This is a genomic window from Streptomyces sp. NPDC059247, from assembly GCF_042754005.1.
Classification (GTDB): domain Bacteria; phylum Actinomycetota; class Actinomycetes; order Streptomycetales; family Streptomycetaceae; genus Streptomyces.
In genome coordinates this window covers 1-26016 of record NZ_JBHYZW010000026.1, presented here as the reverse complement: position 1 = coordinate 26016, position 26016 = coordinate 1, and the positions used below count along the sequence as shown (strand labels likewise).

Annotated in this window: 19 protein-coding genes; 7 read left to right on the top strand and 12 right to left on the bottom strand. The window is 73.9% G+C overall.

The genetic code is table 11. The annotated features are described in order from the left end of the window. Window positions 1-27: 27 nt before the first annotated feature. The 9 genes from ACFXGN_RS29510 to ACFXGN_RS29470 all read right to left on the bottom strand — a co-directional run bounded on the left by ACFXGN_RS29510 (window position 28) and on the right by ACFXGN_RS29470 (window position 11249). Window positions 28-1059: a glutamate ABC transporter substrate-binding protein gene (locus ACFXGN_RS29510; protein WP_384864967.1), complete on the bottom strand. Its 1032-nt coding sequence runs from the start codon at window positions 1057-1059 to the stop codon at window positions 28-30. An 11-nt stretch (window positions 1060-1070) separates the two neighbouring features. After that, complete coding sequence (locus tag ACFXGN_RS29505) at window positions 1071-2504, bottom strand: hypothetical protein (RefSeq protein ID WP_384864965.1); 1434 nt, start codon at window positions 2502-2504, stop codon at window positions 1071-1073. A gap of 459 nt (window positions 2505-2963) precedes the next feature. Beyond that, window positions 2964-3947 (bottom strand): N-acetylglucosamine kinase, encoded by a 984-nt coding sequence (locus tag ACFXGN_RS29500; protein ID WP_384865025.1) that lies wholly within the window; start codon window positions 3945-3947, stop codon window positions 2964-2966. Then, on the bottom strand, window positions 3944-5209 hold the full coding sequence (locus ACFXGN_RS29495; RefSeq protein ID WP_384864963.1) for a 6-phospho-beta-glucosidase: 1266 nt from the start codon (window positions 5207-5209) through the stop codon (window positions 3944-3946). The genes ACFXGN_RS29500 and ACFXGN_RS29495 overlap by 4 nt, the downstream gene beginning before the upstream one ends. Before the next feature lie 8 nt (window positions 5210-5217). Next, window positions 5218-6105, bottom strand: a complete 888-nt coding sequence (locus tag ACFXGN_RS29490; RefSeq protein ID WP_384864961.1) for a carbohydrate ABC transporter permease — start codon at window positions 6103-6105, stop codon at window positions 5218-5220. Window positions 6106-6108: 3 nt separating this feature from the next. Beyond that, a complete protein-coding gene (locus ACFXGN_RS29485) occupies window positions 6109-7107 on the bottom strand; it encodes a carbohydrate ABC transporter permease (RefSeq protein ID WP_384864959.1) in 999 nt (332 codons plus the stop codon). Between the two features lie 13 nt (window positions 7108-7120). Then, on the bottom strand, window positions 7121-8467 hold the full coding sequence (locus tag ACFXGN_RS29480) for an ABC transporter substrate-binding protein (RefSeq protein WP_384864957.1): 1347 nt from the start codon (window positions 8465-8467) through the stop codon (window positions 7121-7123). A gap of 65 nt (window positions 8468-8532) precedes the next feature. Further along, window positions 8533-9747: an ROK family transcriptional regulator gene (locus ACFXGN_RS29475; protein ID WP_384864955.1), complete on the bottom strand. Its 1215-nt coding sequence runs from the start codon at window positions 9745-9747 to the stop codon at window positions 8533-8535. Between the two features lie 422 nt (window positions 9748-10169). Then, window positions 10170-11249: a mechanosensitive ion channel family protein gene (locus ACFXGN_RS29470; RefSeq protein WP_384864953.1), complete on the bottom strand. Its 1080-nt coding sequence runs from the start codon at window positions 11247-11249 to the stop codon at window positions 10170-10172. 239 nt (window positions 11250-11488) lie between these two features. Here ACFXGN_RS29470 and ACFXGN_RS29465 point away from each other — a divergent pair, with 239 nt between their 5' ends. Further along, on the top strand, window positions 11489-12052 hold the full coding sequence (locus ACFXGN_RS29465; protein ID WP_384864951.1) for an HNH endonuclease: 564 nt from the start codon (window positions 11489-11491) through the stop codon (window positions 12050-12052). A 41-nt stretch (window positions 12053-12093) separates the two neighbouring features. Here the strand turns inward: ACFXGN_RS29465 and ACFXGN_RS29460 are convergent, their stop codons facing one another. Next, complete coding sequence (locus ACFXGN_RS29460; RefSeq protein ID WP_384865023.1) at window positions 12094-15513, bottom strand: beta-N-acetylglucosaminidase domain-containing protein; 3420 nt, start codon at window positions 15511-15513, stop codon at window positions 12094-12096. Window positions 15514-15764: 251 nt separating this feature from the next. Here ACFXGN_RS29460 and ACFXGN_RS29455 point away from each other — a divergent pair, with 251 nt between their 5' ends. Genes ACFXGN_RS29455 through ACFXGN_RS29445 form a run of 3 tightly spaced genes read left to right on the top strand, consistent with a single transcriptional unit; the run spans window position 15765 to window position 18353 of the window. Further along, on the top strand, window positions 15765-15962 hold the full coding sequence (locus ACFXGN_RS29455) for a hypothetical protein (RefSeq protein WP_384865038.1): 198 nt from the start codon (window positions 15765-15767) through the stop codon (window positions 15960-15962). Between the two features lies 1 nt (window position 15963). Continuing rightward, window positions 15964-18105: a 4-alpha-glucanotransferase gene (malQ, locus tag ACFXGN_RS29450; RefSeq protein ID WP_384864949.1), complete on the top strand. Its 2142-nt coding sequence runs from the start codon at window positions 15964-15966 to the stop codon at window positions 18103-18105. Between the two features lie 20 nt (window positions 18106-18125). Continuing rightward, the gene (locus tag ACFXGN_RS29445; RefSeq protein ID WP_384864947.1) at window positions 18126-18353 is read left to right on the top strand and encodes a hypothetical protein; all 228 of its coding nucleotides are present in this window, start codon (window positions 18126-18128) and stop codon (window positions 18351-18353) included. A 459-nt stretch (window positions 18354-18812) separates the two neighbouring features. Here ACFXGN_RS29445 and ACFXGN_RS29440 read toward each other — a convergent pair whose 3' ends face one another. Continuing rightward, window positions 18813-19325 carry a MarR family winged helix-turn-helix transcriptional regulator gene (locus ACFXGN_RS29440; protein ID WP_384864946.1) on the bottom strand — a complete coding sequence of 171 codons (513 nt, stop codon included), beginning with the start codon at window positions 19323-19325 and terminating at the stop codon, window positions 18813-18815. Window positions 19326-19466: 141 nt separating this feature from the next. Here ACFXGN_RS29440 and ACFXGN_RS29435 point away from each other — a divergent pair, with 141 nt between their 5' ends. The 3 genes from ACFXGN_RS29435 to alc all read left to right on the top strand — a co-directional run bounded on the left by ACFXGN_RS29435 (window position 19467) and on the right by alc (window position 22990). Continuing rightward, the gene (locus ACFXGN_RS29435) at window positions 19467-20552 is read left to right on the top strand and encodes an EamA family transporter (RefSeq protein WP_384864944.1); all 1086 of its coding nucleotides are present in this window, start codon (window positions 19467-19469) and stop codon (window positions 20550-20552) included. Between the two features lie 262 nt (window positions 20553-20814). Then, on the top strand, window positions 20815-21732 hold the full coding sequence (locus ACFXGN_RS29430) for a LysR family transcriptional regulator (RefSeq protein WP_384864942.1): 918 nt from the start codon (window positions 20815-20817) through the stop codon (window positions 21730-21732). Between the two features lie 121 nt (window positions 21733-21853). Next, window positions 21854-22990 (top strand): allantoicase, encoded by a 1137-nt coding sequence (alc, locus tag ACFXGN_RS29425; protein WP_384864940.1) that lies wholly within the window; start codon window positions 21854-21856, stop codon window positions 22988-22990. 224 nt (window positions 22991-23214) lie between these two features. Here the strand turns inward: alc and pepN are convergent, their stop codons facing one another. After that, complete coding sequence (gene pepN / locus ACFXGN_RS29420; protein ID WP_384864938.1) at window positions 23215-25788, bottom strand: aminopeptidase N; 2574 nt, start codon at window positions 25786-25788, stop codon at window positions 23215-23217. Window positions 25789-26016 lie beyond the last annotated feature (228 nt).

Here is a 26016-nt window from a genome sequence, read left to right as displayed (position 1 = left end):
GCCCCCGGGCACTGCCGGGGCGCGGCGCTACTTGTACAGCGGAGCGGGCGGGCCCGGTATCCCGGGCAGGTCCTTCTCCAGCCAGTCCTTGTACGCCTTCTGCCAGGGGCCCTGCCGGTACCCCACGAGCACCTGGTTGACCCGGCGCACGAGGTCGTCGTTGCCCAGCTTGGCCGCCACCCCGTAGTACTCCTTCGTGAACGGCTTCCCCTTCAGCTCGACCGCCGGGTCCTGCGCCGCCTGGCCCGCCGCGAGGGCGTTGTCGGTGACGACGGCGTCGACCTCGCCGAGCTGGAGCCGGGCCAGGCAGTCCAGTTGGTTGGGGACCGTCAGCAGGTCCTTGTCGTCCTCGGTGCCGTCGCCCTCGTCCTTGAAGACCGCGCCGAAGGAGTTGTCCACGAGGGCGTCGTAGGCGGTGGAGCCCTCGGCGGTGCAGACCCGCTTGCCGCGCAGCGAGGAGTCGTACCCCGTGATGTCCCTGGCCGCCTTGGGCGCCAGGACCTGCTGCCCCGCCTGGAAGTAGGCGGTGGAGAAGGCGACCTCCCCGATCCGCTTGCAGTTGATCGTCATGGTCCGCACGACCAGGTCGATCGTGCCGCTGTTCAGCAGCTCGGTCCGCTGGTTGGTGGGGATCGCGCGGAGGATGACCGCGTCCCGGTCGCCGAGCAGGTCCGCCGCGACGGCCCGCGCCAGATCGATGTCGAAGCCCTCCAGGACGCCCTTCTCCGGGTTCCGGTAGCCCCAGCGGTAGCTGGACTGGTCGACGCCGACGACCAGCTTCCCGCGCTTCTTGATCGCCTCGACCGCCGGGCCGTCCGCCGACGACGGGGTCAGCGAGGCCTCGGGGCGCTCACAGGTCTCGGCCCTGACCTGGACGCCGGTGCCGATCCCCGGACCCGGACCGTACGCCTCCGCCGCCGCGCCGCCCCCGCCGCGCGTCAGCGGCAGCAGCGTCAGGGAGGCGGTGAGCCCGCAGGCCACGGCCATCGCGGCCACCCCGCCCCAGCCCCGGAAGCGCCGCACGGTCCGCCGCGCCAGCGGGTACCCGCCGTTCGTCATCCCGCCCCCTCTCACCGGTACTCCGACAGTCTGCGGTTGACGCCGGACACCGCGCCCGCCGCGCCCAGGAGGCCGAGGAGCGCCGCGCCGAACGGCAGCAGGGCCAGTGCTCCACCGGCGGCCGACGCGGCCCGGGTGAACTCGTCCCCCTCGTGCGCGAGGGCCTTCTCCAGGGCCGCGTCGACCTGGTCGAAGGCCTGCTCGGTGGAGTCCTCCGGTCCGATGATCCGGACGAGGGCGGCCTCGTAGTCACCGGCCTCGTCCCGCGCGCGGGCGTCCTTGTGGCGCTGCTGCCACTCGCCGACGCGGGCGACGGCCTCCTGGACCGGGCCCCTGCCCTCGCTGTCGTCGGCCCGCTCGCCCGCCGTGGCGAGCGCCCGGGTCAGGGCGTCCATGCTGGCCGCGTAGTCCGTCTCGTACTTGTCCTTCCGCTTCGCCGGGTCGGGGTCCTCGGTGAGGACCGCGCCCCGGGCGACCAGCGTCAGGTTCTCGTTGGCGCGGGCGGTGAGCGAGCCGATCCGGGCCGTGTTGAGCGCCTGGAGGGACTCCTGGCCCCGGGTCCGCGCCTCGCTCAGATCGGCGCGGGCCAGGGAGTGCGCGGCGACCAGCCAGAGCAGGGCGACCACCGTGGCGGCGGTGGCCGCGAGCAGCCCCTGGTTGAACACCCGGTGGGTGTGGACGTAGGTGCGGCGCTGGGCCCAGGCGAGGGCGGCGAGGACGGCGAGACCGAGGGCGATCGACGCCCAGGGCCAGGCCCGGGCCGAGGAGTCGTCCTGCCGCAGCCGCTCCGTCTCGGCCTCGTACAGCCGCTCGGCGGCCGGGAGCAGGGTGGTGGTCATCTGCTGGTTGGCGTACCGCAGATAGGCCCCGCCCAGCGGCAGGCCCTGCCGGTTGGCGGCCCTGGCCCGCTCGATCAGACCGGTGTAGCGGGGGAGCTGCTCGTTCAGGACGGCTATCTGCTCGGCCGACTCGCCGGAACCCGAGCCGCCCGCCGACGCCTCCACGAGGAGCCGGGCGGCGGCGGCTATGTCCCGGTCGTACTGCTCGCGGGACTCCTTCGGTTCGAGGCTGCCCGCGAGGAAGCCGCTGGCGGCGGTGGTGTCGGCGTCGGCGAGGTAGCGGTAGATCGAGGCGGCGTCGGCGGACAGCGGACGGCTGCGGTGGACGACGTCGTCCACGGCGGACGCCCGGTCGTCCACCTGGAGGGCGGTGACCGCGCCGAACGCGACGAGGAGCAGCGCGAGTACGGCCCCGAGGATCTGGAGCCTGCCGGGCTCGGTCGTCGTGACGGCCCGGAGCCGCTCGCGGCCCGTGGACCAGGCGCCGCGCCCCGGGGCCGGGAGACCGCCGGGAGCGGGCGACGGCTGCGCGGGCACGCCTGCCGGGCGCGCGGGCGCCGTGCTCCGCGCCGCCGGGACGGCGGGCGCGTTCGGCGGGTGTGTCACTTGACCTCCCCCTCGGTCGCTGACGTCGGCCGTCCGGCCGGGTCCGGTGCGGGCCGGTCACGGTGGACGACCACCCGGCCAGCAGTATGGCCGCAGGGGGCCCTCCACACACCGGGATTGACTCGATCTTGTTCTTATCGTGCCGCACACCCGTGCCGCACACCCGTGCCGCACATCCGTGGCACCGCCCCGGGCGAACCCCCTCACCTTGAATACGTCGAAGGGACCGCACCGGTTCCGCGTCCGCCGTCACTCGAACAGGTGAACGTGTACCGGTGGGGTCCCGCCCGGCCCGCCGCCGGGCACCCGCGCGAACGGCCCCACCGCACCCGCGTGAACGGCCCCGCCCCGCCCGGCGCCCGCCCCGACGCGCCCGCCCCGTCGGCGGCCGGAACCACCCCGGACACGACCGCGGGGCGCCCCTCCACCAGGAAGGGACGCCCTGCGGGCCGGGTCCGCTCAGGCCCCGTAGTGCTTCCGCAGCCGGTCCGCCGACTCCGGACCCGCCCCCGACTCGTCCAGCGCGAGCAGCCCCGCGCCGAGCACCGGCGGCGCCGTCACGAAACCGACGACGGCCTTCGGCGCCCGCTCCGCGAGGAGTTCACGGATCCGGTCCTCCAACTGCGGGTGCCGCGCGGCGAGGACGCTGCCGCCCAGCATCACCGGGGCCTCCTCGCCGAGCAGTCCGAGCCGCCCGAGGGCGACCGCCGACATGGCCACGACCTCCTCGGCGAGCCGGTGCACCAGGGACAGCGCCACCGGATCGCCCTCCGCGCTCACCCGGAACAGCACCGGGGTCAGCTCGTGCCGCCGCTCGAACGGCACCAGACCCAGGTGCAGCGCCTCGATCAGCGCGTACATCGTCTCCAGACCGAAGTGCGCGGGCAGCGCGACGGCCAGCGCGGACGGTTCGCCGCGCCCGTCCTCGGCCCGCGCGGCGCACCACAGCGCCTCCTCGGCCATGCCGCTGCCGCCGCCCCAGTCCCCGGAGATCTTCCCGATCGCGGGGAAGCGGGCGGTCCGCCCGTCGGGCGTCATCCCGACGCAGTTGATGCCCGCGCCGCAGACCACGGCGACACCGCGCGGCTCGTCGAGCCCGGCGCGCAGTATCGCGAAGGTGTCGTTGTGCACCCGCACCGACCGGCTCCAGCCCCGGCCGAGGATCTCGGTCTGGAGCGCGACCTCCTCCACGGGCAGGTCGGCATTGGCCAGACATGCGCTGACGTGCGCGAACGTGGGCGGGAGGGCGTCCCCGCCCGCCTGTGCCCAGGCCCGCCCGACGATCTCCGCCAGACTGTCGACGGCCGTCGACACCCCCACCACCGGCGGCTGGAACCCGCCGCCGCGCGCCGAGCCGAGGACGGTGCCGCCCGGTCCGACGACCGCGACGTCGGTCTTGCTGTTCCCCGCGTCGACCGCGAGGAGCGCGCCGTTCAGGTTCACGCCCACGCGAGGTGCTCCCGGTTGTGCGCGATCAGCCGGTCGGTGAGTCCCTCGGCGTACTCGTACTGGCCCACCAGCGGGTGTCCGAGGAGGGCCTTGAACACCCGGTCCCGGCCGCCGCGCAGCGCCGCTTCGAGCGCCAGGTCCTCGTAGGCGGTGACATGGGCCATGAGCCCCGCGTACAGCGGGTCCACCGGGGCGACCGGCAGCGGGGTGGCCCCGTGGCCGCCGACCGACGCCTGCGTCTCGATGACGGCGTCGTCCGGCAGGAACGGCAGGGTGCCGTTGTTGTACGTGTTCACCACCTGGTACGGCGATCCGCCGCCGCCGAGCAGGGCGGCGGCGAGGTCCACGGCCGCCTCCGAGTAGAAGGCGCCGCCGCGCTTGGCGAGCAGCGCGGGCTTCTCGTCGAGCGTCGGGTCCCCGTACATCTCCAGGAGTTCCTTCTCCATCGCGGCGACCTCGGCCGCCCGCGAGGGCTTGGTGCCGAGCTCCCGGACGACCTCGTCGTGCGCGTAGAAGTAGCGCAGGTAGTACGAGGGGACGACGCCGAGCCGGTCCAGGACCTGGCGCGGCAGCCGCAGGTCGTCGGCGACGGTGTCGCCGTGCTCGGCGAGCAGCCGGGGCAGCACGTTCTCGCCCTCGGGCCCGCCCAGGCGCACCGCGCGCTCCCAGGTCAGGTGGTTGAGCCCGATGTGCTCCAGGTGCACGTCGGAGGGGGCCACGCCGAGGAGCCCGGCGAACTTGCGCTGGAAGCCGATGGCCACGTTGCACAGGCCGACGGCCTTGTGCCCGGCCTGGAGCAGCGCGCGGGTGACGATGCCGACGGGGTTGGTGAAGTCGATGATCCAGGCGTCGGGGTTGGTGCGCCGGACCCGCTCCGCGATGTCGAGGACGACGGGGACCGTGCGCAGCGCCTTGGCGAGGCCTCCGGCGCCGGTGGTCTCCTGGCCGACGCAGCCGCACTCCAGCGGCCAGGTCTCGTCCTGGAGCCGGGCGGCCTGTCCGCCGATCCGCAGCTGGAGCAGGACGGCGTCGGCGCCCTCGACCCCGGCGTCCAGGTCGGAGGTGGTGACGATCTTCCCCGGGTGGTCCTGCTTGGCGAAGATGCGCCGGGCGAGGCCGCCGACCAGGTCGAGCCGGTCGGCGGCCGGGTCGACGAGGACGAGTTCCGTGATGGGCAGGGTGTCGCGCAGGCGTGCGAATCCGTCGATCAGTTCGGGGGTGTAGGTGGAACCGCCCCCCACGACAGTGAGCTTCATGGTGTGCTTCAGCCCTTCACTCCGGTCAGTGTGACTCCCTCGACGAACGCCTTCTGGGCGAAGAAGAAGACGAGGATCACAGGGGCCATGACCAGGACGGTCGCGGCCATGGTCAGATTCCAGTCGGTCTGGTGCGCGCCCTTGAAGGACTCCAGGCCGTAGCTGAGGGTCCAGGCGGCGGGGTTCTCGGAGGCGTAGATCTGCGGCCCGAAGTAGTCGTTCCAGCAGTAGAAGAACTGGAAGAGGGCGACGGCGGCGATGCCGGGCTTCGCCATCGGCAGCACGATCCGGATCAGGGTGCGGAACTCTCCGCAGCCGTCGATCCTGGCCGCCTCGACGTACTCGTCGGGGATGGTCAGCAGGAACTGGCGCAGCAGGAAGATGGCGAAGGCGTCGCCGAAGGCCATCGGGATGATCAGCGGCCACAGCGAGCCGGAGAGGTCCATCTGCTTGGCCCAGAACAGGTACATGGGGATGATCACGACCTGCGGCGGCAGCATCATCATCGAGATGACGAGCAGCAGCGACAGGTGCCGGCCGCGGAAGCGGAACTTGGCCAGCGCGTACGCCACCGGGACCGAGGACACCACGACGAGGGCGGTGCCGACTCCCGCGTAGATCAGGGAGTTCTTCCACCAGGTGAGGAAGCCGGGGGTCTCGAAGACCTCGACGTAGTTCTCGAAGTGCCAGGAGTTCGGCGTCAGGTCCCGGGTGAGCGCCTGCTGGTCGCTCATCACGGACGTCAGGAGGACGAAGACGAACGGGAGCACGAAGAACAGGGCCGCGGCGATGCCGAGCGAGTGCACGGCGATCCAGTGCAGCAGCGCCTTGCGGCGGGCCCGGCGCAGCGCGGGGCTCGCGGACGCGGTCCGGTCGGGGAGGGTTGAGGTCGTCATGGTTCAGTCACCCGAGCCGATCAGGCCGCCGCGCTTGCGCATGAGGAGCGCGGTGAAGGCCATGGAGAAGGCGAAGAGCACCAGCGCCACCACACAGGCCGCGCCGTAGTTGAACTGGCTGAAGCCGAGGCTGTAGACCAGCTGGGGGAGGGTCAGGGTGGAGTCGTCCGGGTGGCCGGGGACGAAGGTGACGCCGGAGCCGCCCATCACGCCCGAGGCGACCTTGGCGGCCACCATCGGCTGGGTGTAGTACTGCATCGCGCCGATGATCCCGGTGACGACCGCGAAGAGCACGATCGGCGAGATGTTCGGCAGGGTGATGAAGCGGAACCGCTGCCACCCGGAGGCGCCGTCGAGTTCGGCGGCCTCGTACTGCTCCTTGGGCACGTCGAGCAGCGCGGCCATGAAGATGACCATGAGGTCGCCGATGCCCCACACGGCGAGGATCGTCAGGGCGGGCTTGGACCAGCTCGCGTCGTTGAACCAGGAGGGGGCGGGGACGCCGATCGCTTCCAGGAGCGAGTTGACCGGTCCGGTGCCGGGGTTGAGCAGGAAGACGAAGGCGAGCGTGGCGGCCACCGGCGGGGCCAGGTACGGCAGGTAGAAGAGGGTGCGGAAGACTCCGGCGCCCGTCTTGATCCTGGTGATGAGCATCCCGATGCCGAGGCCGAAGAGGACCCGGCAGCTCACCATGACGACACAGAGCCAGAGGGTGTTCTGCAGGGCGGGCCAGAACTGCGGGAAGTCCGTGAAGACGTACGACCAGTTGTCGGTGCCCCGCCAGGTGGGCGGGTTGAGCCCGTCGTACCGCATGAACGAGAAGTACAGCGTGGAGAGGAGCGGGTAGGCGAAGAAGACGCCGAAGCCGATCAGCCAGGGCGACATGAACGCCAGGGTGCGCAGGGCGTTGCGGCGGCGCTTGGAGCGCAGCGTGTTGCGTCCTCCGGGAACGGCGGCGGCCGGGGTGGCCGCCGCCTTCGCGGGCAGGGTGTCCGTGCTCATGGGAGGTCGGCCGTCACTTCGCCGCGGCGATGTCGCGGTCGATCTGGGCCGCGGTGTCCGCGAGGCCCTTCTTCAGGTCGGTGACCTCGCCCTTCTCGTACTTCTGGGCGAACTTCTGGAGGGTGTCCTGGTAGGCGGAGCCGTTGATGGCGCCGTCGGAGGTGCTGGACTTCGGGTGGCGGGCGATGTCCAGGAAGACCTTGAAGCGCTCGTCCAGCTTCAGGTTCGGGGACTTCAGGGCCTCCAGGGTGGAGGGCACGTTGCCGATGTCGTTGGCGAACCCGACCACGGCCTCGGTGTTCGTGGTCATGTACTTGACCAGTTCCCAGGCCGCGTTCTGCTTCTTGCTCTGCGGCGCGATGCCCATGATGGTGCCGGAGAGGTAGCCCTTGCCGTACTCGGCGATCTCGTCGTCGGCGACCGGCAGCGGCGCGACGCCGACCTCGAAGGGCACCTTGGCGTTCTTGGCGAAGTTCAGCCGCCACTCGCCGTCGAGCTGCATGGCGACCTGGCCGGTGTGGAAGGGGTGCTGGGCGCCCCACTCGTCACCGAAGGTGGTGCGGTACTTGTCGAGCTTCTGGAAGCCGCCGAGGGCGTCCACCAGGGACTTCTGGTACGTCATCATCTCGGCGAAGCCCGGGTCGGTGGCGACGCTGGACTTGCCGTCCTTGCCGAAGTACCCGTCGTGCTTCCACTGGGACATGTAGTGCGAGACGACGGTCTCGTAGCCGAGGTAGTTCGGCATGAAGCCGAGCTGCTTGTACGAGTCGCCCTTGGGCTCGGTGAGCTTCTTGGCGACCTCGGTGAACTGCGACCAGGTCTTCGGCGGGGCCTCGGGGTCGAGCCCGGCCTTCTTGAAGGCGTCCTTGTTGTAGAAGAGCCCGTACGCGTCGGAGAGCAGCGGCAGGCTGCACCGCTTGCCCTCGAACTGGCTGTACTCCTGGAGGACCTTCGGGAAGGTCTTGTCGAGGTCCAGCTTGTCCTTCTCGATGAACGGCTCGAGGTCGGCGAGGGCGCCCGAGGCGCAGAACTTGCCGACGTTGGCCGTGGTGAAGGAGGACACGACGTCCGGCCCGTTGGAGCCGCCCGCGCGCAGCGCCTGGCCCAGCTTGTCGTCGTTGATGGCGCCGACGACCTTCACCTTGATGTTCGGGTGGGCCTTCATGAAGCGGTCGACGCTGGCCGTGATCGCCGCCACCTCGGAGGGCGCCGCCCAGCCGTGCCAGAAGGTGATGGTGGTCTCGGCTTTGGGGTCGTCGCTCGCCGCGTTGTTCGCGGAGCCCGTACAGGCGGAGGCGAAGAGGGCGATCGAGGCGGTGGCGGCGAGCGCGGCGGCTGCCTTGCGCGGGCGTCCGGGCATGACGGTGTCTCCCTGTGGCGGAGGGGTTACGGGGGGAAGGGGAGGAAGCTGGGGCGGGTGGTGGGTCAGCGCGAGGTGTCGAAGACCTCGTCGCGCGTGGTGGCGAGGGCGCTTTCGAGGGCGCCCCGGACCACGGGGCGCACGGGCACGGCGGTGAGGACCAGGCGCGGCCGGGAGGCGGCGAGGTCGGCGAGTTCGGACTGCACGCGGGCGCGCAGGGGTTCGCCGCCGGCGACGAGGACCTCGCCGGACAGCACGATCAGTTCGGGGTCGAGGACCGCGACCAGGGAGGCGAGGCCGGTGGCGAGGCGTTCGGCGTAGCGGTCGAGCAGTTCGGCGTACCGGGGGTCCTCGCCGTGCGCCTCCGCGGCGTGCGCGAGCAGTCCGGCGGCCACCGGGACGTACGGCTGTTCCGGCGTGTCGATGCCGAGGGCGCGGGCGATCCGGGGGACGGCCTGCACCCCCGCGAGCTCCTGGTAGCCGCCGGAGTTGGCCTTGGTGACCTGCCGGACGAGCGGGGTGCCGGGCACCGGCAGGAAACCGACCTCGCCCGCGCCGCCGGTGAAGCCCCGGTGCAGCCGCCCGCCGAGGACGAGGGCGGCGCCGAGGCCCTCCTCGTTCCACAGCAGGGCGAAGTCCGTGTGGCCCCGGGCGGCGCCGACGCGCTGTTCGGCGACGGCGACGAGGTTGACGTCGTTCTCGTACTCGAACGGCATGGGCAGGGCCGCGGCCAGCTCCTCCAGGAGGGTGGGGGAGTGCCAGCCGGGCAGGTGGGAGGCGTACCGCAGCCGCCCGGTGGCCGGGTCGAAGGCGCCGGGGGTGCCGATGACCAGGCGCCGGACCTCCTCGCGGGTGATCCCGGCCGCCTTGACGGCCCCGTCGAGGGCGTCGGCGACCTGACGGACCACTCCGGAGGCGGCGCGGCCGGGGGTGCGCAGTTCGTACTCGCCGACGATGCGGCCGGTGACGTCGGCGACGGCGGCGTGGATACGGGCCTGGCTGACGTCGAGTCCGGCGGCGTACGCGGCGCGCGGGTTGACCGCGTAGAGCTGGGCGTTCGGTCCGGGACGGCCCTCGGTGGTGCCGGTGGCGATGACCAGGCCCGCGGCTTCGAGCCGGGCGAGGAGCTGGGAGGCGGTCGGCTTGGACAGGCCGGTGAGCTTGCCGATCCGGGTGCGGGAGAGCGGGCCGTGCTCCAGGAGCAGATCGAGGGCGGCGCGGTCGTTCATGGCGCGCAGGACGCGCGGTGTGCCGGGGGTTCCCGGGGTCGTACCGGCCATGAGGTCGCACCTGCCCTTCGACGCTTTCGGGCCATTCTGCTGCCTGAGCGCTGCCCGGCGGCGGAACCGTTCACCCACTGCACTGTTAGGAAAGTTTCCTATTCGGTGGGAGGAAGGTAAGGCGGACGTCACGGGGCCGTCAATACCCGGGGACGACAAACGCCCCCGAAGGCAACCGAAGCGTTACCCGAGGGGGCGTTTCCGGAGTCCGGCGGGAGGGGCGCTCTCCGCCGGGCGGGGACGGTACGACCTGACCGGCGGGACGGGCGCGAGATGGCCGGAACCGGTTGCCCTGCGCGGGGCTGGTACGGGTTCCCCTGCCAGGGGACGGTACGGATTCCTCCGCCCGGGAGCACGGCCGGTACCGGCTCCTCCGCGCGGCCGGTGGTTCCCCGTCGGCCGCGCGTCCCGTGCCGCCGGGCCTACTTGGTGAGGTCCGTCCTCGGCAGCGGGGTCGCCGCCGCAGACTGGGGCGAGGTCGCCGAGGCGAACGCCGACGGGGCCGCCATGCCCGCGGTCGGATCGGCCACCGCCTCCTCGGCCTGCGCCGGGAGCCCGCCCACGATCCGGATGCCGGCCTCGTCCAGACCCCGCTTGATCCGCCAGCGCAGTTCGCGCTCCACACCGAGCGCCTTCCCCGGCATCGTCTTCGCCGAGACCCGGACGGTCATCGAGTCCATCAGCACCTCGACCAGACCGAGCACCTCCACCGGGCCCCACAGGCGCTCGTTCCACGGCTCCTCCTTCGCCATGGACTCGGCCGCCTCCGTGATGACGGCCCGCACCTTCTCCAGGTCCTCCGTCGGCCGGACCGTCACGTCGACCGCCGCCGTCGCCCAGCCCTGGCTGAGGTTCCCTATCCGCTTGATCTCGCCGTTGCGCACGTACCAGATCTCGCCGTCCACCCCGCGCAGCTTCGTCACCCGCAGACCCACCTCGACGACCTCGCCGGAGGCCACGCCCGCGTCGACCGAGTCGCCGACCCCGTACTGGTCCTCCAGGATCATGAAGACACCGGAGAGGAAGTCCGTCACCAGGTTCCTGGCGCCGAAACCGATCGCCACACCGGCCACACCGGCCGAGGCGAGCAACGGCGCCAGATCGATCTTGAAGGCGCCGAGGACCATCAGCCCCGCCGTGCCCAGGATCAGGAACGACGCCACCGAACGCAGCACCGAACCGATCGCCTCCGAGCGCTGCCGCCGCCGCTCGGTGTTCACCAGGAGACCGCCCAGGGCCGTCCCCTCCACCGCCTGCGCCGAGCGGTTCATCCGGTCGATCAGCTTCGTCAGGGCGCGCCGTATGACCATGCGCAGCAGCAGCGCCACGACCATGATCAGCATGATGCGCAGCCCGGTGTTCAGCCAGGTGGACCAGTTCTGTTCCACCCAGCTCGCCGCGTTCGTCGCCGTCTCCGCGGCTTCGTCCAGGGTCACCGGAATGGGCTCGGGTTCGGTGGCAGCCGCCAGGGCGGACCAGGACACGAAACAACCTCCAGGCATTGCGGACGCGGATCCTCCACAGTAACGGGGCCCCTCGCCCGGTCTCGTTGCCGTGTTCGAGGGAGAGACCGACCTCACCCGGGCAGAGAGAGGGAAGACATGCCGGTGTGGTCGAGAACACGCCCGGCCCGTCCACCCCGAGCGTGGTACGTGGTGGCGTTCCGACCAGGCATGAGGAGAGACTGACAGCAGTTCGTCCCGGCGCGAGCCACGCGCCGCCGGCGTCATAGGAGGCATCCGTGCCGCATGTCCTGGTCCTCAACGCGTCGTACGAGCCGCTCGGCGTCGTACCGCTCCGCCGCGCGCTCGTCCTCGTCCTGGAGAACAAGGCCCTCTGTCTTGAGGAGTCCGGCGCCTTCCTGCACAGCGAGACCCAAGTCGTCCCCGCGCCCAGCGTGGTGCGGCTGAAACGCTTCGTGCGGGTCCCCTACCGGGGGCCCGTTCCCCTGACCCGCAGGGCCCTCTTCGCCCGTGACGGCGGGCGCTGCATGTACTGCGGGGCGGTGGCGACCAGCGTCGACCACGTCGTCCCGCGCAGCCGTGGGGGCACCCACGTCTGGGACAACGTGGTGGCGGCCTGCCGCCGCTGCAACCACGTCAAGGCCGACAGACACCTGCGGGAGATCGGCTGGCGGCTGCGCCATCAACCGGCCCCGCCGACCGGTCTGGCCTGGCGGATCATCGGGACCGGACACCGGGACCCCCGCTGGCTGCCGTACCTCCAGCCGTACGGAGCCGAGGACGTGATGGCCCGGATCGACTCCGTCGCCGACGCCCCCGTGAGGGCGCTGACGACGGGTTGAGCCGGGCCTTTCGCGTACGCGGGGCCGGGCGCGGCACACCCTCAGCGGGTGGGCCGCTCCTCAGCCGTGCCCCCGTCCGGGCCGCCGGGAGCGCCCCCGGCGGACCCCACCGGGCCCACGGCACCGGAGCGGCCTGCGGTGCCGGAGCGGCCCGGGGCGCCGGAGGGCGTTGTCCTCCCCGCCTCCCCGGCCTTCCCCGTCTCCCCGGCCTTCCCCGCTTCCCCGGCCTTCCCCGGCTCCCCGGTCCTCCCCGCCCCGGCGGCCCTCCCGCTCTCCGTGGTCCGCCCGCCTCCCCCTGTCCTCCCGGTCTCCCCGGCGGAGCCCTCCGGCGCCACCGCGTACGCCTCCACCGACCAGAGCGAGTAGCCGTACCGGGTCGCGCGGGCCTCGCCCCGCACCCGCAGGAACCGGGTGTCCGGGGCGTCCGTACGGACCGGCTCCCGCCCGCCCCGGCCGTCCCTCACCGTCGCCGCCGTCCGCCAGGACCGCCCGTCCGCCGAGACCTCGATCCGGTACCGGGAGGCGTACGCGTCCTGCCAGCGCAGCACCACCTGCCCCAGCCGCACCGGCCGGGGCAGGGCGAACAGCAGCCAGGCGTCGTCCTCGGCGGGGGAGGACCAGCGGGTCGCCGGGTCGCCGTCCGCCGAAGCGGCGGCGGGGAAGTCCGGCGTCTCGTCGCCCGAGGAGGACACCGTCGCCGCCCGCGCCAGATCCCGGCCCGACGTACGGGGGAACGCCCGCACCGTCAGCACCCGCTCCTGGCCCGCGAACGACACCGGCACCCGGTAGGCGCCCACCGGCGTCCCCGGCGCCACCGACACCTCCAGCGGCACCGCCGTCCGCCCGCCCCGCTCCACCACGGCCCGCTCCGGCAGCCGTACGGTCAGGCCCGCCGGGGCCCTCGCCGTCAGCGGCCCCCGCACCTCCTCCGCGCGCCGCCCCGACAACTCCACGTCCACCCGCAGCGCCGGGCCGCCGATCACCGCGTCCGCCTCCGTCCTGGCCAGGCCGAGCCCCGCGCGCGGGCCGTCCGCGAACCACGGCACGAGCGCCCGCACCCGGGGCCGCCCGCCCCCGCCGTCCCACACCACCCGCAGCGCGTCCGCCCGCAGCCCCGGGGCCCAGGACTGCGTCCACCCGGACGCCGACAGCGGGCCGAGCGCCCGCCAGCCGCCGCCCGGCACCCGCGCCTCCACGCGCGCGCGGACCCCGTCCGCCGCGCCCGGCTCCGCCATCACCGTCAGGGCCTCCACCGGCCGCGCCCGGCCGAACCGCACGGTGTACGAGCCCGGCGCCCGCTCCGCACCGGCCGCCGGGGCCCGGTCCGCGCCGGTCCAGGCCGCCGCCCGCTCCACCACGCGCGCGAGGAACGGGTCGAGGACCCCCGCGCCGACCGTCACCCGGCTCGCCGCCAGTTCCTTCCGAAGCGCTTCGAGGCGCAGCTGCGCCCGCCAGGCGGCGGCGCCGTCGCCGCGCGTCTGGGCCAGCAGCAGATCGACGGCGGTCTCGCCCGCGCGCCCGTACCGCGAGAGCTGGTCGAGCCAGGGGCCGGTCTCCTCGCCGAGGGCGCCGCCCGCCGTGTCCGCGAGCCGCCCGGGGGCCTCCCGCATCACGGTGAACGCGGCCCGCAGCGCGCGCGCCGCCTCCACCCGCCGGTCGGCGGCCCCGGACCCGGGGGCCCGGGGCGGCCCGCCGTCCGGGTCCACCCGGGGCCCGCCCGGCTCCTCAGGGCGCTCGCGGGACGCCCAGAACGCCGTCAGGAGCGGTTTCAGGAAGGCCGATTCGCCCGTCGGGTCGAGGACCGAGGAGGCACCGTTCCCGGCGAGGGCCGCCAGCGCCTCGCGGGCGGCGGGTGCCGGGCCCGCCAGGTCCTCCACGGCCGCCCGCCAGGACTCGGGGGGCCGGTAGCCGCGCGGGTTCCAGGCGTAGTCGGCGGCGGTGAACAGCGGTACGCGGGAGGCCACGGGCTGCTCCATGGCGTACGCGAGGAACGCGGCGGAACCGACGGCCACCTCCGGCTCGCGGCCGGTGACGGGGCCGAGGAACAGCCGGTCCTGCGCGTAGTCGTTGACCGGGTAGTTGTCCATGGTGACCAGGGGATGGCGCAGCGCGCCCCGGGCCGCCGCCAGCTCACCGCCGGTGATCGCGCGCGGTACGACGCCGACGCCGGTCCACGCCACCCGCACCTCCGCGCCGAGCGCCGCCGCCAGCTCCGTGCGGTACTCCGTCGCCCCGTCCTGGTAGTACTCCGTCGGCAGCACCGTCAGCGGTTCGCTCCCCGGGTGCCGTCCGGCGAGGTGCCGGGCGACGACGCCCGCCACCCGCGCGTGCGCGGCGGCGGCGGCCCCGGGACCGCGCCCGAAGACCTCGGCGTCCCGCTCGCAGTGCCACTCGTCGTACGAGGCGTCCTGGAACTGGAGCTGGAAGAAGCGGAACCCGAGGTCCCACATGGCGTCGGTCTTGCGGATCAGCGCCGCCGTGTCGCGGTCCGAGGACAGGCACATGGACTGGGCGGGCGCCACGGCCCAGCCGGGCACCACGTGCCGGGCGCGGGCCCGCTCGGCCAGGGCCCGGAAACCGGCCCGCTGCTCCGCCGGGTAGGGGTCGCGCCACTGGACGCCCCGGTAGGGGTCGTCGCCGGGCGCGTACAGATAGCGGTTCTGCTTGGTCCTGCCGAGGAAGTCGAGCTGCTCCAGGCGCTGCTCCGTCGTCCAGGGACGCCCGTAGAAGCCCTCGGTGATCCCGCGTCCGGCCGTGCCCGGCCAGTCGCGGACGACGGCCCCGGGGACCTCCCGGCCGCTCCCCAGGAGCTGGCGCAGCGTCTGGACCGCGTGGAACAGGCCGTCCCCGCCCACCCCGTCCAGGACCACGGTGTCCCGCCCCCGGAAGCGGCCGGTGGCGAGCCGGTAGCCGCCGTCCGGCAGACCGAGCCGGTCGGGCACCCGCAGGGCGGCCAGTGCCTCCCGGGCGGCCCCGCCACCGGGCCCCGCCGCCCGCAGCACCGGCCCCCGGCCCGGGAGCCCCTCGTGCACGGTCCGCACCCCGGCGGCCCCCAGCAGCGCCCGCAGGGCGGCGAGCGCGTACGGATCGGCGTCCCCGTCCGCGACCAGCGTCACCTCCTCCCCGAGGGGTACGGAGGGCCCGGCGGCGGCCAGCGACCGCGGCCGGGGCCACACATCGGGCAGGGCGCGCGAAGAGGACGAGGACGAGGACGCGGAAGGCGCGGGAAACGGCGAGGGCCTGGAAGCCGGGACCCCGGTGGGCTCGGCGGGCCCGGTGGGCCCGGAAGGCGGGTGGGGAGCGTCCGTGGGGGAGGGGCCCGGCGCCTCCGGGAGCGCCCCCGCCGCGAACCCCCGCGCCGGAACGGCCCGCGCCGGGACCGCCACCGTCCCGCCGAGCAGACCGCCGAGGACGGCGACGGCCACCACGGTCGCGGCGCGTCTCCCGCGCCGGGGGCGCACGAGGTGCACGGGGCGCACGAGGTCTCCCTTCGGCGGGACCGGCCGCTCCGCCGGTTCGGTCACGAGTGGGTCACGAGCCCACCACCCGGCGTGGGGAGGTGTCAACGAGACAGGCCCTCGTGTCGGCTTCGCCCGGTCGGTTCCGGCGAGGTGACGTCACTTCGTCACGTTCCGCCGGTAGAACGAGGAGCGGTGGGTAGGGCTCAGTCGTGACCCAGGTCCCACCTGTCGAGACGAATCGGGAGACCCCCGTGACCACGACCGCCCACCACCTCGGACGGATACGGATTCCGCAGCAGGTCCGCACCGGCGAACCGCTCACCAGCGAGCCCCCGCTCCCCGACGCGGCCCCCCTCACCAGCGAACCGCCGCTCACCACGGCGGCCCCCCTCACCAGCGAAGCCACCGCCCCCGGCAGCGCGGGCGGCACGGAGTCCCCCGGAGTGTGAAGTGACCCTGGCCCGTCTCGCCGCCCTTCACGGCGTCGCCACCGCCCACAGCCCGTCCGAAGGCGTCACCGTGCCGGTGCCGGAGGCGACCGTGGTCGCCGTCCTCGGTGCCCTCGGCGTGGCCGCGACCACCCCGGAGGAGGTCGCCGCCGCCCTCGGAGCGGCGGACCGGGCCGACCGGGAGCGCCTGCTGCCCCCGACCCTGGTCCGGTGGCGGGACGCGGAGCCGGTCCACCCCCCGGCCGACCTGCCGCCCGGCACCCGGCTCCGGGTCACCACCGAGGACGGCGCCGTCGTCACCGGCCGGGACTGGGAGCGGCTGCCCCTCGGCGTCCACACCGTCGAGGCGCAGGCCCCCGACGGGCGGACGGCCACCGCCGCCCTGATCGTGAGCCCCGTGCGCGCGCCCGCCCCCGGACACCGCTCGTACGGACTCCTCGTGCAGCTCTACTCGCTGCTCTCCACCCGCTCCTGGGGCATGGGCGACCTCGGGGACCTGCGCGAACTCGCCACCTGGGCGGGCCGCGTCCACGGCGCCGGGTTCATCCAGGTCAACCCCCTGCACGCGGGCGTGCCCGGGGCGCCGAGCGACCCCTCCCCGTACCGCCCCTCCTCCCGCCGCTTCCCCGACCCCGTACACCTGCGGATCGAGGAGGTCCCCGAGTACGCGCTGCTCGGCCCCGAGCACCGGCAGGAACTCGACGGCATCCTCGGCGAGGCCGCCGAACTGCGCGAACGGGTCCTCACCAAGGGCGCGCCCGTCGACCGGGACGCGGTGTGGGTGCTCAAGAGGCGGGCCCTGGAACTGGTCGTCGCCGCCGTCGACCTCGGCCCCGGCCGACGCGCCGACTTCCACGCCTTCCTCGCCGCCCGGGGCCGCGCCCTGGAGGACCACGCCACCTACCAGGCCCTCGCCGAGCGCCACGGACCCCACTGGCGGAGCTGGCCCGAGGCGCTCCGCGCCCCGCGCACGGCCGAGACCGTCGTCCGCGAGGACCCCGCCCTGGCCGCCCGGGTCGACTTCCACTGCCGTCTCGCCTGGCTGACGGACCGGCAGCTCGCCGCCGCCGCGGAGGCCGCCCGCGAGGCCGGGATGGCGGTCGGCATCGTCCACGACCTCGCGGTCGGCGTCCACCCGGAGGGCTCCGACACCTGGGCCCGGCGGGACGACTTCGCCACCGGCATGTCGGTCGGCGCCCCGCCCGACGCCTTCAACGCGCGCGGCCAGGACTGGGGCCTGCCGCCCTGGCGCCCCGACGTCCTCGCCGCCACCGGCTACGCCCCCTACCGGGGACTCCTGCGCGAACTCCTGCGCCACGCGGGCGCGCTGCGCGTCGACCACGTCATGGGCCTCTTCCGGCTCTGGTGGGTGCCGGAGGGCCGCGAGCCCACCGAAGGCACCTACGTCCGGTACGACGCCGACGCGATGCTCGCGGTCCTCGTCCTGGAGGCCCACCGCGCCGGGGCCCTCGTCATCGGCGAGGACCTCGGCACGGTCGAGCCGGGCGTCCGCGAGGAACTCGCCGGACGCGGGGTGTTCGGCACCTCCGTGCTCTGGTTCGAACGGGACTGGGCGGGCGGCGGGCGCCCGCTGCCACGGGACGCCTGGCGCACCGCGTGCGTGGCCACCGCCACCACCCACGACCTGCCCCCGACCGCCGCCCGGCTCTCCGGCGACCACGTCACCCTGCGGCACCGGCTCGGGCTGCTCACCGGCGACCTGGAGCGCGAGCGGGCGGCGGACGCGGCGGAGACCGCCGAGTGGCTCGGTGTCTTCCAGCGGCTCGGGCTGCTCCCGGAGGGTCCGGGCGACGAGGAGGCCGAGATCGTCGCCGTCCACCGGTTCCTGCTGGACACCCCGGCCCGGATGGTGGGGGTGTGGCTGCCGGACGCGGTGGGGGACCGCAGACCGCAGAACCTGCCGGGCACCTGGGACGAGTACCCCAACTGGCGGCTGCCGCTGGCCGGTCCGGACGGTCAGCCGTTCACCCTGGAGCGGCTCGCGGCCTCGCCCCGCGCGCACGCGCTGCTGCGCGAGCTGCACGCGCGCACGACGGCCCCGGACGCCCCGGGGGCTTCCACGGAGACCGCCGCGACCGGGCGGAACGCCCGTACGGCACCCCCGGGCGCGCGGGCCGATTAGGCGTTCGCTACGTTTGCACCGTGGACAAGAAGAACGCTCTGCGCGCCGGCTCGATCGCGGCCGGTACGACGCTGATGATGCTGCTCATGTCGTCCCCCGCGCTCGCGCTCACCCGCGACGACGGCGACGACCCGGCCCCCAAGCTGGAGGTCATCGAGACCCTCGGCCTGTTCGTCGCGGCACCGCTGGTGCTGTTCCTGGTGATCACCGGCCTGGTGATGGTGCTCGACAAGTCCAAGAAGGCCTGACCACCGCCTCCTTCGCGCCGCCGAGGGCGCCGCACGGCACCGATGTGCCGTGCGGCGCCCTCGCACGCGTTCCCGGGCCTCCCCGGCCCGCGCCGAGCCCTCCGGCCCGGCGCGTCCACCGGGCCCCGGTCGGGTGCGTCCACCGGCTCCTGACCGGTGCTCCACCGGCTGTCGGCCGACGCCGCACCGGCCCCTGAGCCCGGACCTCCATCCCGTGCCTGACCTCCACCGGCTCCCGGCCGAACCCCGGCAGGTCCGCTACCGGCCCCGGTAGGTCCCCACCGGACCCCAGCCGGGCCGGTGCTCCACCGGCTCCCGACCGGACCACGGCCGGACCTCCACCGGCTGCCCGCCAGCTCCCGACCGGGTCCCCGCACCGGCTCTCCCGGTCGGTCCTCCACCGGCTGTCGGCCAGGACCCCGGCCGATACTCCACCGGCCCCGGCCGGGACCTCGCGCCTCAGACGGAGGACGCCAGCAGTTTGCGCAGCAGCCCGGTCAGTTGCGCCGCCTCCTCGTCGGTGAGCGCGCCCTCCAGGGCCGCCCGCTGCTCCGCGACACCCGCTTCCACGGCCTGGTCGACCAGCTCCCTGCCGCGCTCGCTGAGGGTGACCCGCAGACCCCGGCGGTCGTTCGGGTCCGGGCTGCGGGTGAGCAGTCCCGCCTTCTCCAGCTTGTCGAGACGGCCCGTCATCCCGCCGGTCGTGATCATCAGCGTGGCGGTCAGCTCGCGCGGCGAGAGCGTGTACGGCTCCCCCGACCTGCGCAGGGTGGCGAGCACGTCGAACTCCCCGAGGGCCATGCCGTAGGGCGCGTACGCCTTGTCGACCCTGCCGCGCATGGCGTTGGCCAGGCGGTAGATCCGCCCGAAGACCGCCATCGGCACGGTGTCCAGATCGGGGCGGACCACCGCCCACTGGTCGGCGATGGCGTCGACGGCGTCGTGGGCCGGTCCGGGGTTCTTCGTCTCCATGCGCACAGTCTCCTCTCTCCACAGACTCGATGGCAAGAAAGCCACTTGCAAGCAAGTAGCTTAATGGTAAGTTAATTACTGCCAAGCCGGTCCGGGTCCGCGAGGGACCGGCGCCGCATCCGTGCCAGGGGGGAACCCGTCATGTCCCGCAAAGCAGCAGTCGTCGCGCTGACCGCCCTCGCCCCGATCTCCTGGGGCTCCACCTACTTCGTCACCACCGAGTTCCTGCCGCCCGACCGGCCGCTCTTCACCGGTCTGATGCGCGCCCTGCCCGCCGGACTCCTCCTCCTGGCCCTCACCCGCAAGCTTCCCCGGGGCGCCTGGTGGTGGAAGTCCGCGGTCCTCGGCGCCCTCAACATCGGCGCCTTCTTCCCGCTCCTCTTCCTCGCCGCCTACCGCCTCCCCGGCGGGGTCGCCGCCGTCGTCGGCTCCGTGGGCCCGCTCCTCGTCGTCGGTCTCGCCGCCCTCCTCCTCGGCGACAAGCCCACCGCGAAGTCCCTGATCACCGCCATCGCCGCCGCCTTCGGCGTCAGTCTCGTGGTGCTCAAGGCCGGAGCCGCCCTCGATCTCGTCGGAGTGGTCGCCGGACTGTTCTCCGCGCTCTCGATGTCGGCGGGCGTCGTCTTCACCAAGCGCTGGGGCCGCCCCGAGGGCGTCGGAGCCCTCGCCCTCACGGGCTGGCAGCTCACCGCCGGAGGTCTGGTCATCCTGCCCGTCGCCTTCCTGGTCGAGGGCGCCCCGCCCGCCCTGACCGGCGCCAACCTGGCCGGATACGCCTACCTCGCCTTCGGCAACACCGCGATCTCGTACTTCCTCTGGTTCCGGGGCATCGAGCGGCTGAGCGCCTCCTCGGTCACCCTCCTCGGCCCGCTCTCCCCGATCACGGCCGCGATCATCGGCTGGGCCGCCCTCGGCCAGGCCCTCGGCCCGGTGCAGCTGCTCGGCATGGTCATCGCCTTCGGCGCCACCCTCGCGGGCCAGCTGAGCCCCCGTACCCGGAAGGGCGGAGAGGACGGAGAGACCGGGAAGGCCGGGAAGGCCGGGAAGGCGCAGACCGGGAAGGCCGGGAAGGCGCAGACCGGGAAGGCGCAGACCGGGAAGGGCGGGGAGGCCGTGGAGGCGGCCCCGGAGGCCCGCGCCGTCGAAGCGGACGGACCGTTCAGCTCCACTGAAGAGAACCGCCGGAAGGTTTCGACGGACCTGGAGACCTCGGCGGCGCGACGGTAGGCCACCGGCCGGACGGAAACCGACGGCCCCGCCCCGACCCACCGACCGCCCCCGACCCACCGACCGCCCCCGAGCGGTGACACCGAAGAGCCGGCGACCGCGCGGAACCCCGCGCCGGGCGTCGGCCTCGGCGTTCTCCCCCGTACGCGCCCATCGGCGAGGAACCCGGCCTTCCCCGGCGCCCCGCGCGCGGCGCTGGTCCTCGGCGGGGCCGTCCCGGCCTCCGTACCCCGGCAACGGAAGGGGGGATAGGTTGCGCCCCATGACCGAGTGGGACGTCAAGAAGCTCCAGATCCTCCGCACCCTCCGGGACCGGGGCACCGTCACCGCCGCCGCCGAGGCCCTCCTCCTCACCCCCTCGGCCGTGTCGCAGCAGCTCACCAACCTCTCCAGGCAGCTCGGCGTACGGCTCCTGGAGGCCCAGGGCCGCCGGGTCCGGCTCACCGACGCCGCCCATCTGGTGCTGCGGCACGCGGAGGTGGTGTTCGCCCAGTTGGAGCGCGCCGACGCCGAACTCGACGGCTATCTGCGGGGCGAGGCGGGCCAGGTGCGGGTGGCGGCCTTCTCGACCTCCGTCACCGCGCTCGTCGTGCCCGCCGTACGGCAGTTGCGGGCCGCGCACCCCGGGCTCGACGTCCGCGTCCGGGAGGCCGAGGCGGCGGAGGCGTACGAACTCCTCGCGGCGGGCCAGGTCGATCTGGCGCTCTCGCTCGCCGCCCACGCGCCCTCCGCCCGCGACCCCAAGTTCAGCCGGGTGCCGCTGCTCGCCGACCCGCTCGACGTGGCCCTGCCCACCGGGCACCCGCACGCCGACGCCCCCGGTCTCCGGCTCGCCGACCTGGCGGCGGAACCCTGGATCTTCGGCGGCTCCGGACCCTGGTCGGAGATCACCACCGCCGCCTGCGAGGCCGCCGGGTTCGTGCCCGAACAGGCCCACAGCGCCTCCGGCTGGACCGCGATCCTCGCCATGGTCGAGGCGGGCATGGGCATCGCCCTGGTCCCCCGGATGGCGGCGGCGGAGCGCCGGAGCGGCACCGGGGTCGTCATGCGGGTCCTCGCCGCCGACCAGCCCCGCCGCCATGTCGTCGCCGCCGTGCGGCGCGGCGCGGAGGAGGGCCCCGCGGTGGCCCGGGTGCTCACGGCCCTCCGTCGGGCCGCCGCCGCCCGCGAGACGGTCTGAGCCCCGGGCGCCCCCGCCGCGCCAGCCCGCCCGCCCCCCTCAGAGACCTTTCAGAAGAACTGAAGAGTGTCCTCGAAAACATTCGATGGACCGTGGGTCCGGGGCGCGGGAGAGTCGGGGCATGAGCAGCCCCGAAGCGAACGCCGCGCCCCAGGACGACCCGCACGCCAACGACGCCTCCCCCTACGCGGGCGGTGACCCGTACGCCGACTACCGCGCCGGTGACTTCCCCTTCACCGAGCTGGTCGACCTCGCCGACCGGCGGCTCGGCGCCGGGGTCGTCGCCGCCAACGACGAGTTCTTCGCCGAGCGCGAGAACCTCCTGGTCCGCGAGCGCGCCGTCTTCGACCCGGAGCGCTTCGGCCACAAGGGCAAGATCATGGACGGCTGGGAGACCCGCCGCCGCCGGGGCGCCGACGCCGAGAACGTCTTCCCCGCCCCCGAGGACCACGACTGGGCGATCGTCCGCCTCGGCGCCCCCGGCGTGATCCGGGGGATCGTCGTCGACACCGCCCACTTCCGGGGCAACTACCCGCAGCGGGTGAGCGTCCAGGCCACCTCCGTGGAGGGCTCGCCCACCCCCGGGGAGCTGCTCGACGCGAAGTGGGAGGAGCTGGTCCCGCCCACCCCCGTCCGGGGCCACGCGGCCAACGGCTTCGAGATCACCGCCGAGCGCCGCTGGACCCATGTGCGGCTCTGCCAGCACCCGGACGGCGGCGTCGCCCGCCTCCGCGTCCACGGCGAGGTCGTCCCCGACCCCGAGTGGCTGGAGCTGCTCGGCACCCTCGACCTGATCGCGGTGCTCAACGGCGGTTCGTACGAGGACGCCTCCGACCGTTTCTACTCCTCGCCGACCCAGATCATCCTGCCCGGCACCTCCCGCAAGATGGACGACGGCTGGGAGAACCGGCGCCGCCGGGTGCGCGGCACCAACGACTGGGTGCGCTTCCGGCTCGCCGCGCAGGGCGCCGTCCGCGCCGTCGAGATCGACACCGCCTGCCTCAAGGGCAACTCGGCGGGCTGGATCGCCCTCCAGGGCCGCAACGGCGAGAACGGCGAGTGGTTCGAGATCATCCCCCGGACCAGGCTCCAGCCCGACACCCCGCACCGCTTCAAGCTGCCCGCCCATGCCGTCGTCACCCACGTCCGGCTGGACGCCTTCCCCGACGGCGGGGTCGCCCGGATGCGGCTGCACGGGGCACTGACGGAGCGGGGCGCGGCCGAACTGCGCGCCCGGTTCACGGCGCTCGGCGGCTGACCGGACCGGAAGACCTCCGCCCGGCGGAGCGGCGCGCCCCGCCGCCCGCCCGCCGGGCGGAATCCAGCCCCCCCCTGGTCCGGGGCCCCTGGTCCGGGGCGCAGGACTCCGAGTCCCCGACCACCGACGACCCGGACCACCGGCGACCCGGACCGCCACGGCACGCCGAAGGGGCGCCCCCACCAGGGAGGGCGCCCCTTCGCCGTTCTCCGGGTCCTACGGGACTACCGGGCAGCCGCGTCCGCCGCCTGCGCCCTCAGGGCGCGCTCGACGCCCGCGCGGCACTCCGTCACCAGACGCCGCAGCGCCGGGGCCGGGGCGTGCTCCGCGATCCACGCGTCGGTGGCGTCCAGCGTCTCCTGGGAGACCTGGAGCGCCGGGTAGAGGCCGACCACGATCTGCTGGATCATCTCGTGGCTGCGGGTCTCCGAGACGCCCTTGATCGCCGCGAAGTACTTCTCGGTGTACGGGGCGAGCAGCTCGCGCTGGTCGGACTGGACGAAGCCGCCGATGACGGCCTCCTGCACCGCGTTGGCCAGCTTGTCGTCCTCGACGACCGAGGCCCAGGCCTCCGCCTTCGCCGCGTCCGTCGGACGGGCCGCGCGGGCGGTGGCCGCGTGCCGCTCGCCCGCCGCCGTCCGGTCGCGCTCCAGCTCGCCCGCGATCTCCGTCTCGTCGTAGACCCCGGTCGCCGCGAGGCGCTGCACGAACGCCCAGCGCAGCTCGGTGTCGACGGCCAGGCCCTCGATCGTCTCGCGGCCCTCCAGGAGGGCGGCGAGCAGGTCGAGCTGCTGCGGGGTGCGCGCGGTCGCCGCGAAGGCCCGCGCCCAGGCCAGCTGGTGGTCGCTCGCGGGCTCGGCCGCGCGCAGGTGCGCCAGGGTCGCGTCGGTCCAGCGGCTCAGACCCGCCTCGCGCCACTCCGGCGCCGCGTACAGGTCCACGGCGGCCTTGGCCTGGCCCTGGAGCGACTGGACGACGCCGATGTCGGACTCCTTGCCGACGCCGGAGAGCACCAGCTCCAGGTAGTCGCGGGTGGCCAGCTCGCCGTCGCGGGTCATGTCCCAGGCGGAGGCCCAGCACAGGGCGCGCGGCAGGGACTCGGCGAAGTCGCCGAGGTGCGCGGTGACGTTCTTCAGGGACACCTCGTCGAGGCGGACCTTGGCGTACGACAGGTCGTCGTCGTTCAGGAGGACGACGGCCGGGCGGCGCTTGCCGTGCAGCTGCGGCACGGCGGTCAGCTCGGCGGCGGCGATGTCGAGTTCGAGGCGCTCGACCCGGACCAGCTTGCCGTCCGCGTCCAGGTCGTAGAAGCCGATCGCGATCCGGTGCGGGCGCAGGACGGCCTCGCCCTTGGCGCCCACGGGCAGCGCGGGGGCCTCCTGGCGGACGGCGAAGGCGGTGATCGAGCCGTTCTCGTCGGTCTCGACCTCCGGGCGGAGGATGTTGATGCCGGCGGTCTCCAGCCACGCCTTCGACCAGGTCTTCAGATCGCGCCCCGAGGTCTCCTCCAGGGCGCCGAGGAGGTCGGAGAGGCGGGTGTTGCCGAAGGCGTGCGCCTGGAAGTAGGCCTGGACGCCCTTGAAGAACTCGTCCTGGCCGACGTAGGCGACGAGCTGCTTGAGCACGCTGGCGCCCTTGGCGTACGTGATCCCGTCGAAGTTGACGAGCACGTCCTCCAGGTCGTTGATCTCGGCCATGATCGGGTGGGTGGACGGCAGCTGGTCCTGGCGGTAGGCCCAGGTCTTCTCCGCGTTGGCGAAGGTGGTCCAGGCGTTCGGCCAGCGGGTGCCGGGCACCGACGCCTGGCAGGCGACGGAGGTGTAGGTGGCGAACGACTCGTTCAGCCACAGGTCGTTCCACCACTCCATGGTCACGAGGTCGCCGAACCACATGTGGGCCAGCTCGTGCAGGATCGTCTCGGCACGCCGCTCGTACGCCGCGTCCGTCACCTTGGAGCGGAAGACGTACTGGTCGCGGATGGTGACCGCGCCCGCGTTCTCCATCGCGCCCGCGTTGAACTCGGGCACGAAGAGCTGGTCGTACTTGGCGAACGGGTAGTCGTACGCGAACTTCTCCTGGAACCAGTCGAAGCCCTGCCGGGTGACGTCGAAGATGTGCTCGGCGTCCAGGAACTCGGCCAGCGAGGGACGGCAGTAGATGCCGAGCGGGACGCTCTGGCCGTCCTTCTCGTACGACGAGTGCACCGAGTGGTACGGGCCGACGATCAGCGCGGTGATGTACGTGGAGATGCGCGGGGTCGGCTCGAAGACCCACACGTCGTCCTTGGGCTCCGGCGTGGGCGAGTTGGAGACGACCGACCAGCCGCTCGGCGCCTTCACGGTGAACTGGAAGGTCGCCTTCAGGTCGGGCTGCTCGAAGGAGGCGAAGACGCGGCGGGCGTCCGGCACCTCGAACTGGGTGTAGAGGTACGCCTGGTCGTCGACCGGGTCGACGAAGCGGTGCAGGCCCTCTCCGGTGTTCGTGTACGCGCAGTCGGCGACGACCCTCAGCTCGTTCGGCCCCTGCCGCAGATGCGCGAGGGCGATCCGGGAGTCGCGGAAGACGGCGGCGACGTCGAGCGCGTGACCGTTCAGGACGGCCTCGTGGACGGCGGGTGCGACGAGGTCGATGAAGGTCGAGGCATGGGCCTCGGCGGAATCGAAGCGGACGGTGGTGACGGACCGGTAGGTGCCGCCCTCCTGCGCGCCGGAGAGGTCGAGTTCGACCTCGTACGCGTCCACGGTCAGCAGCGCGGCGCGCTTCTGGGCCTCTTCACGGGTCAGGTTTGTGCCAGGCACCCGGTCATCTCCTCGGTTTCGTGACGTTTGGGCCATCCTTCCACGCCCCGGCGTGGGGGCGCACGGCACATTTCGGCGTCCCGGACCCGGTCAGCGGACGCCGGAGGGGGGGGCCCCCCCCCCCGGGGGGGGGGGCCCCCCGGGGGGGGGGGGGGGGGGGTATAAAAAAATGAGGAGGGCGGCCGGAGGGGGGGGGGTGGTTTAGGGGGGGGGGGGGGGGAATAAAAA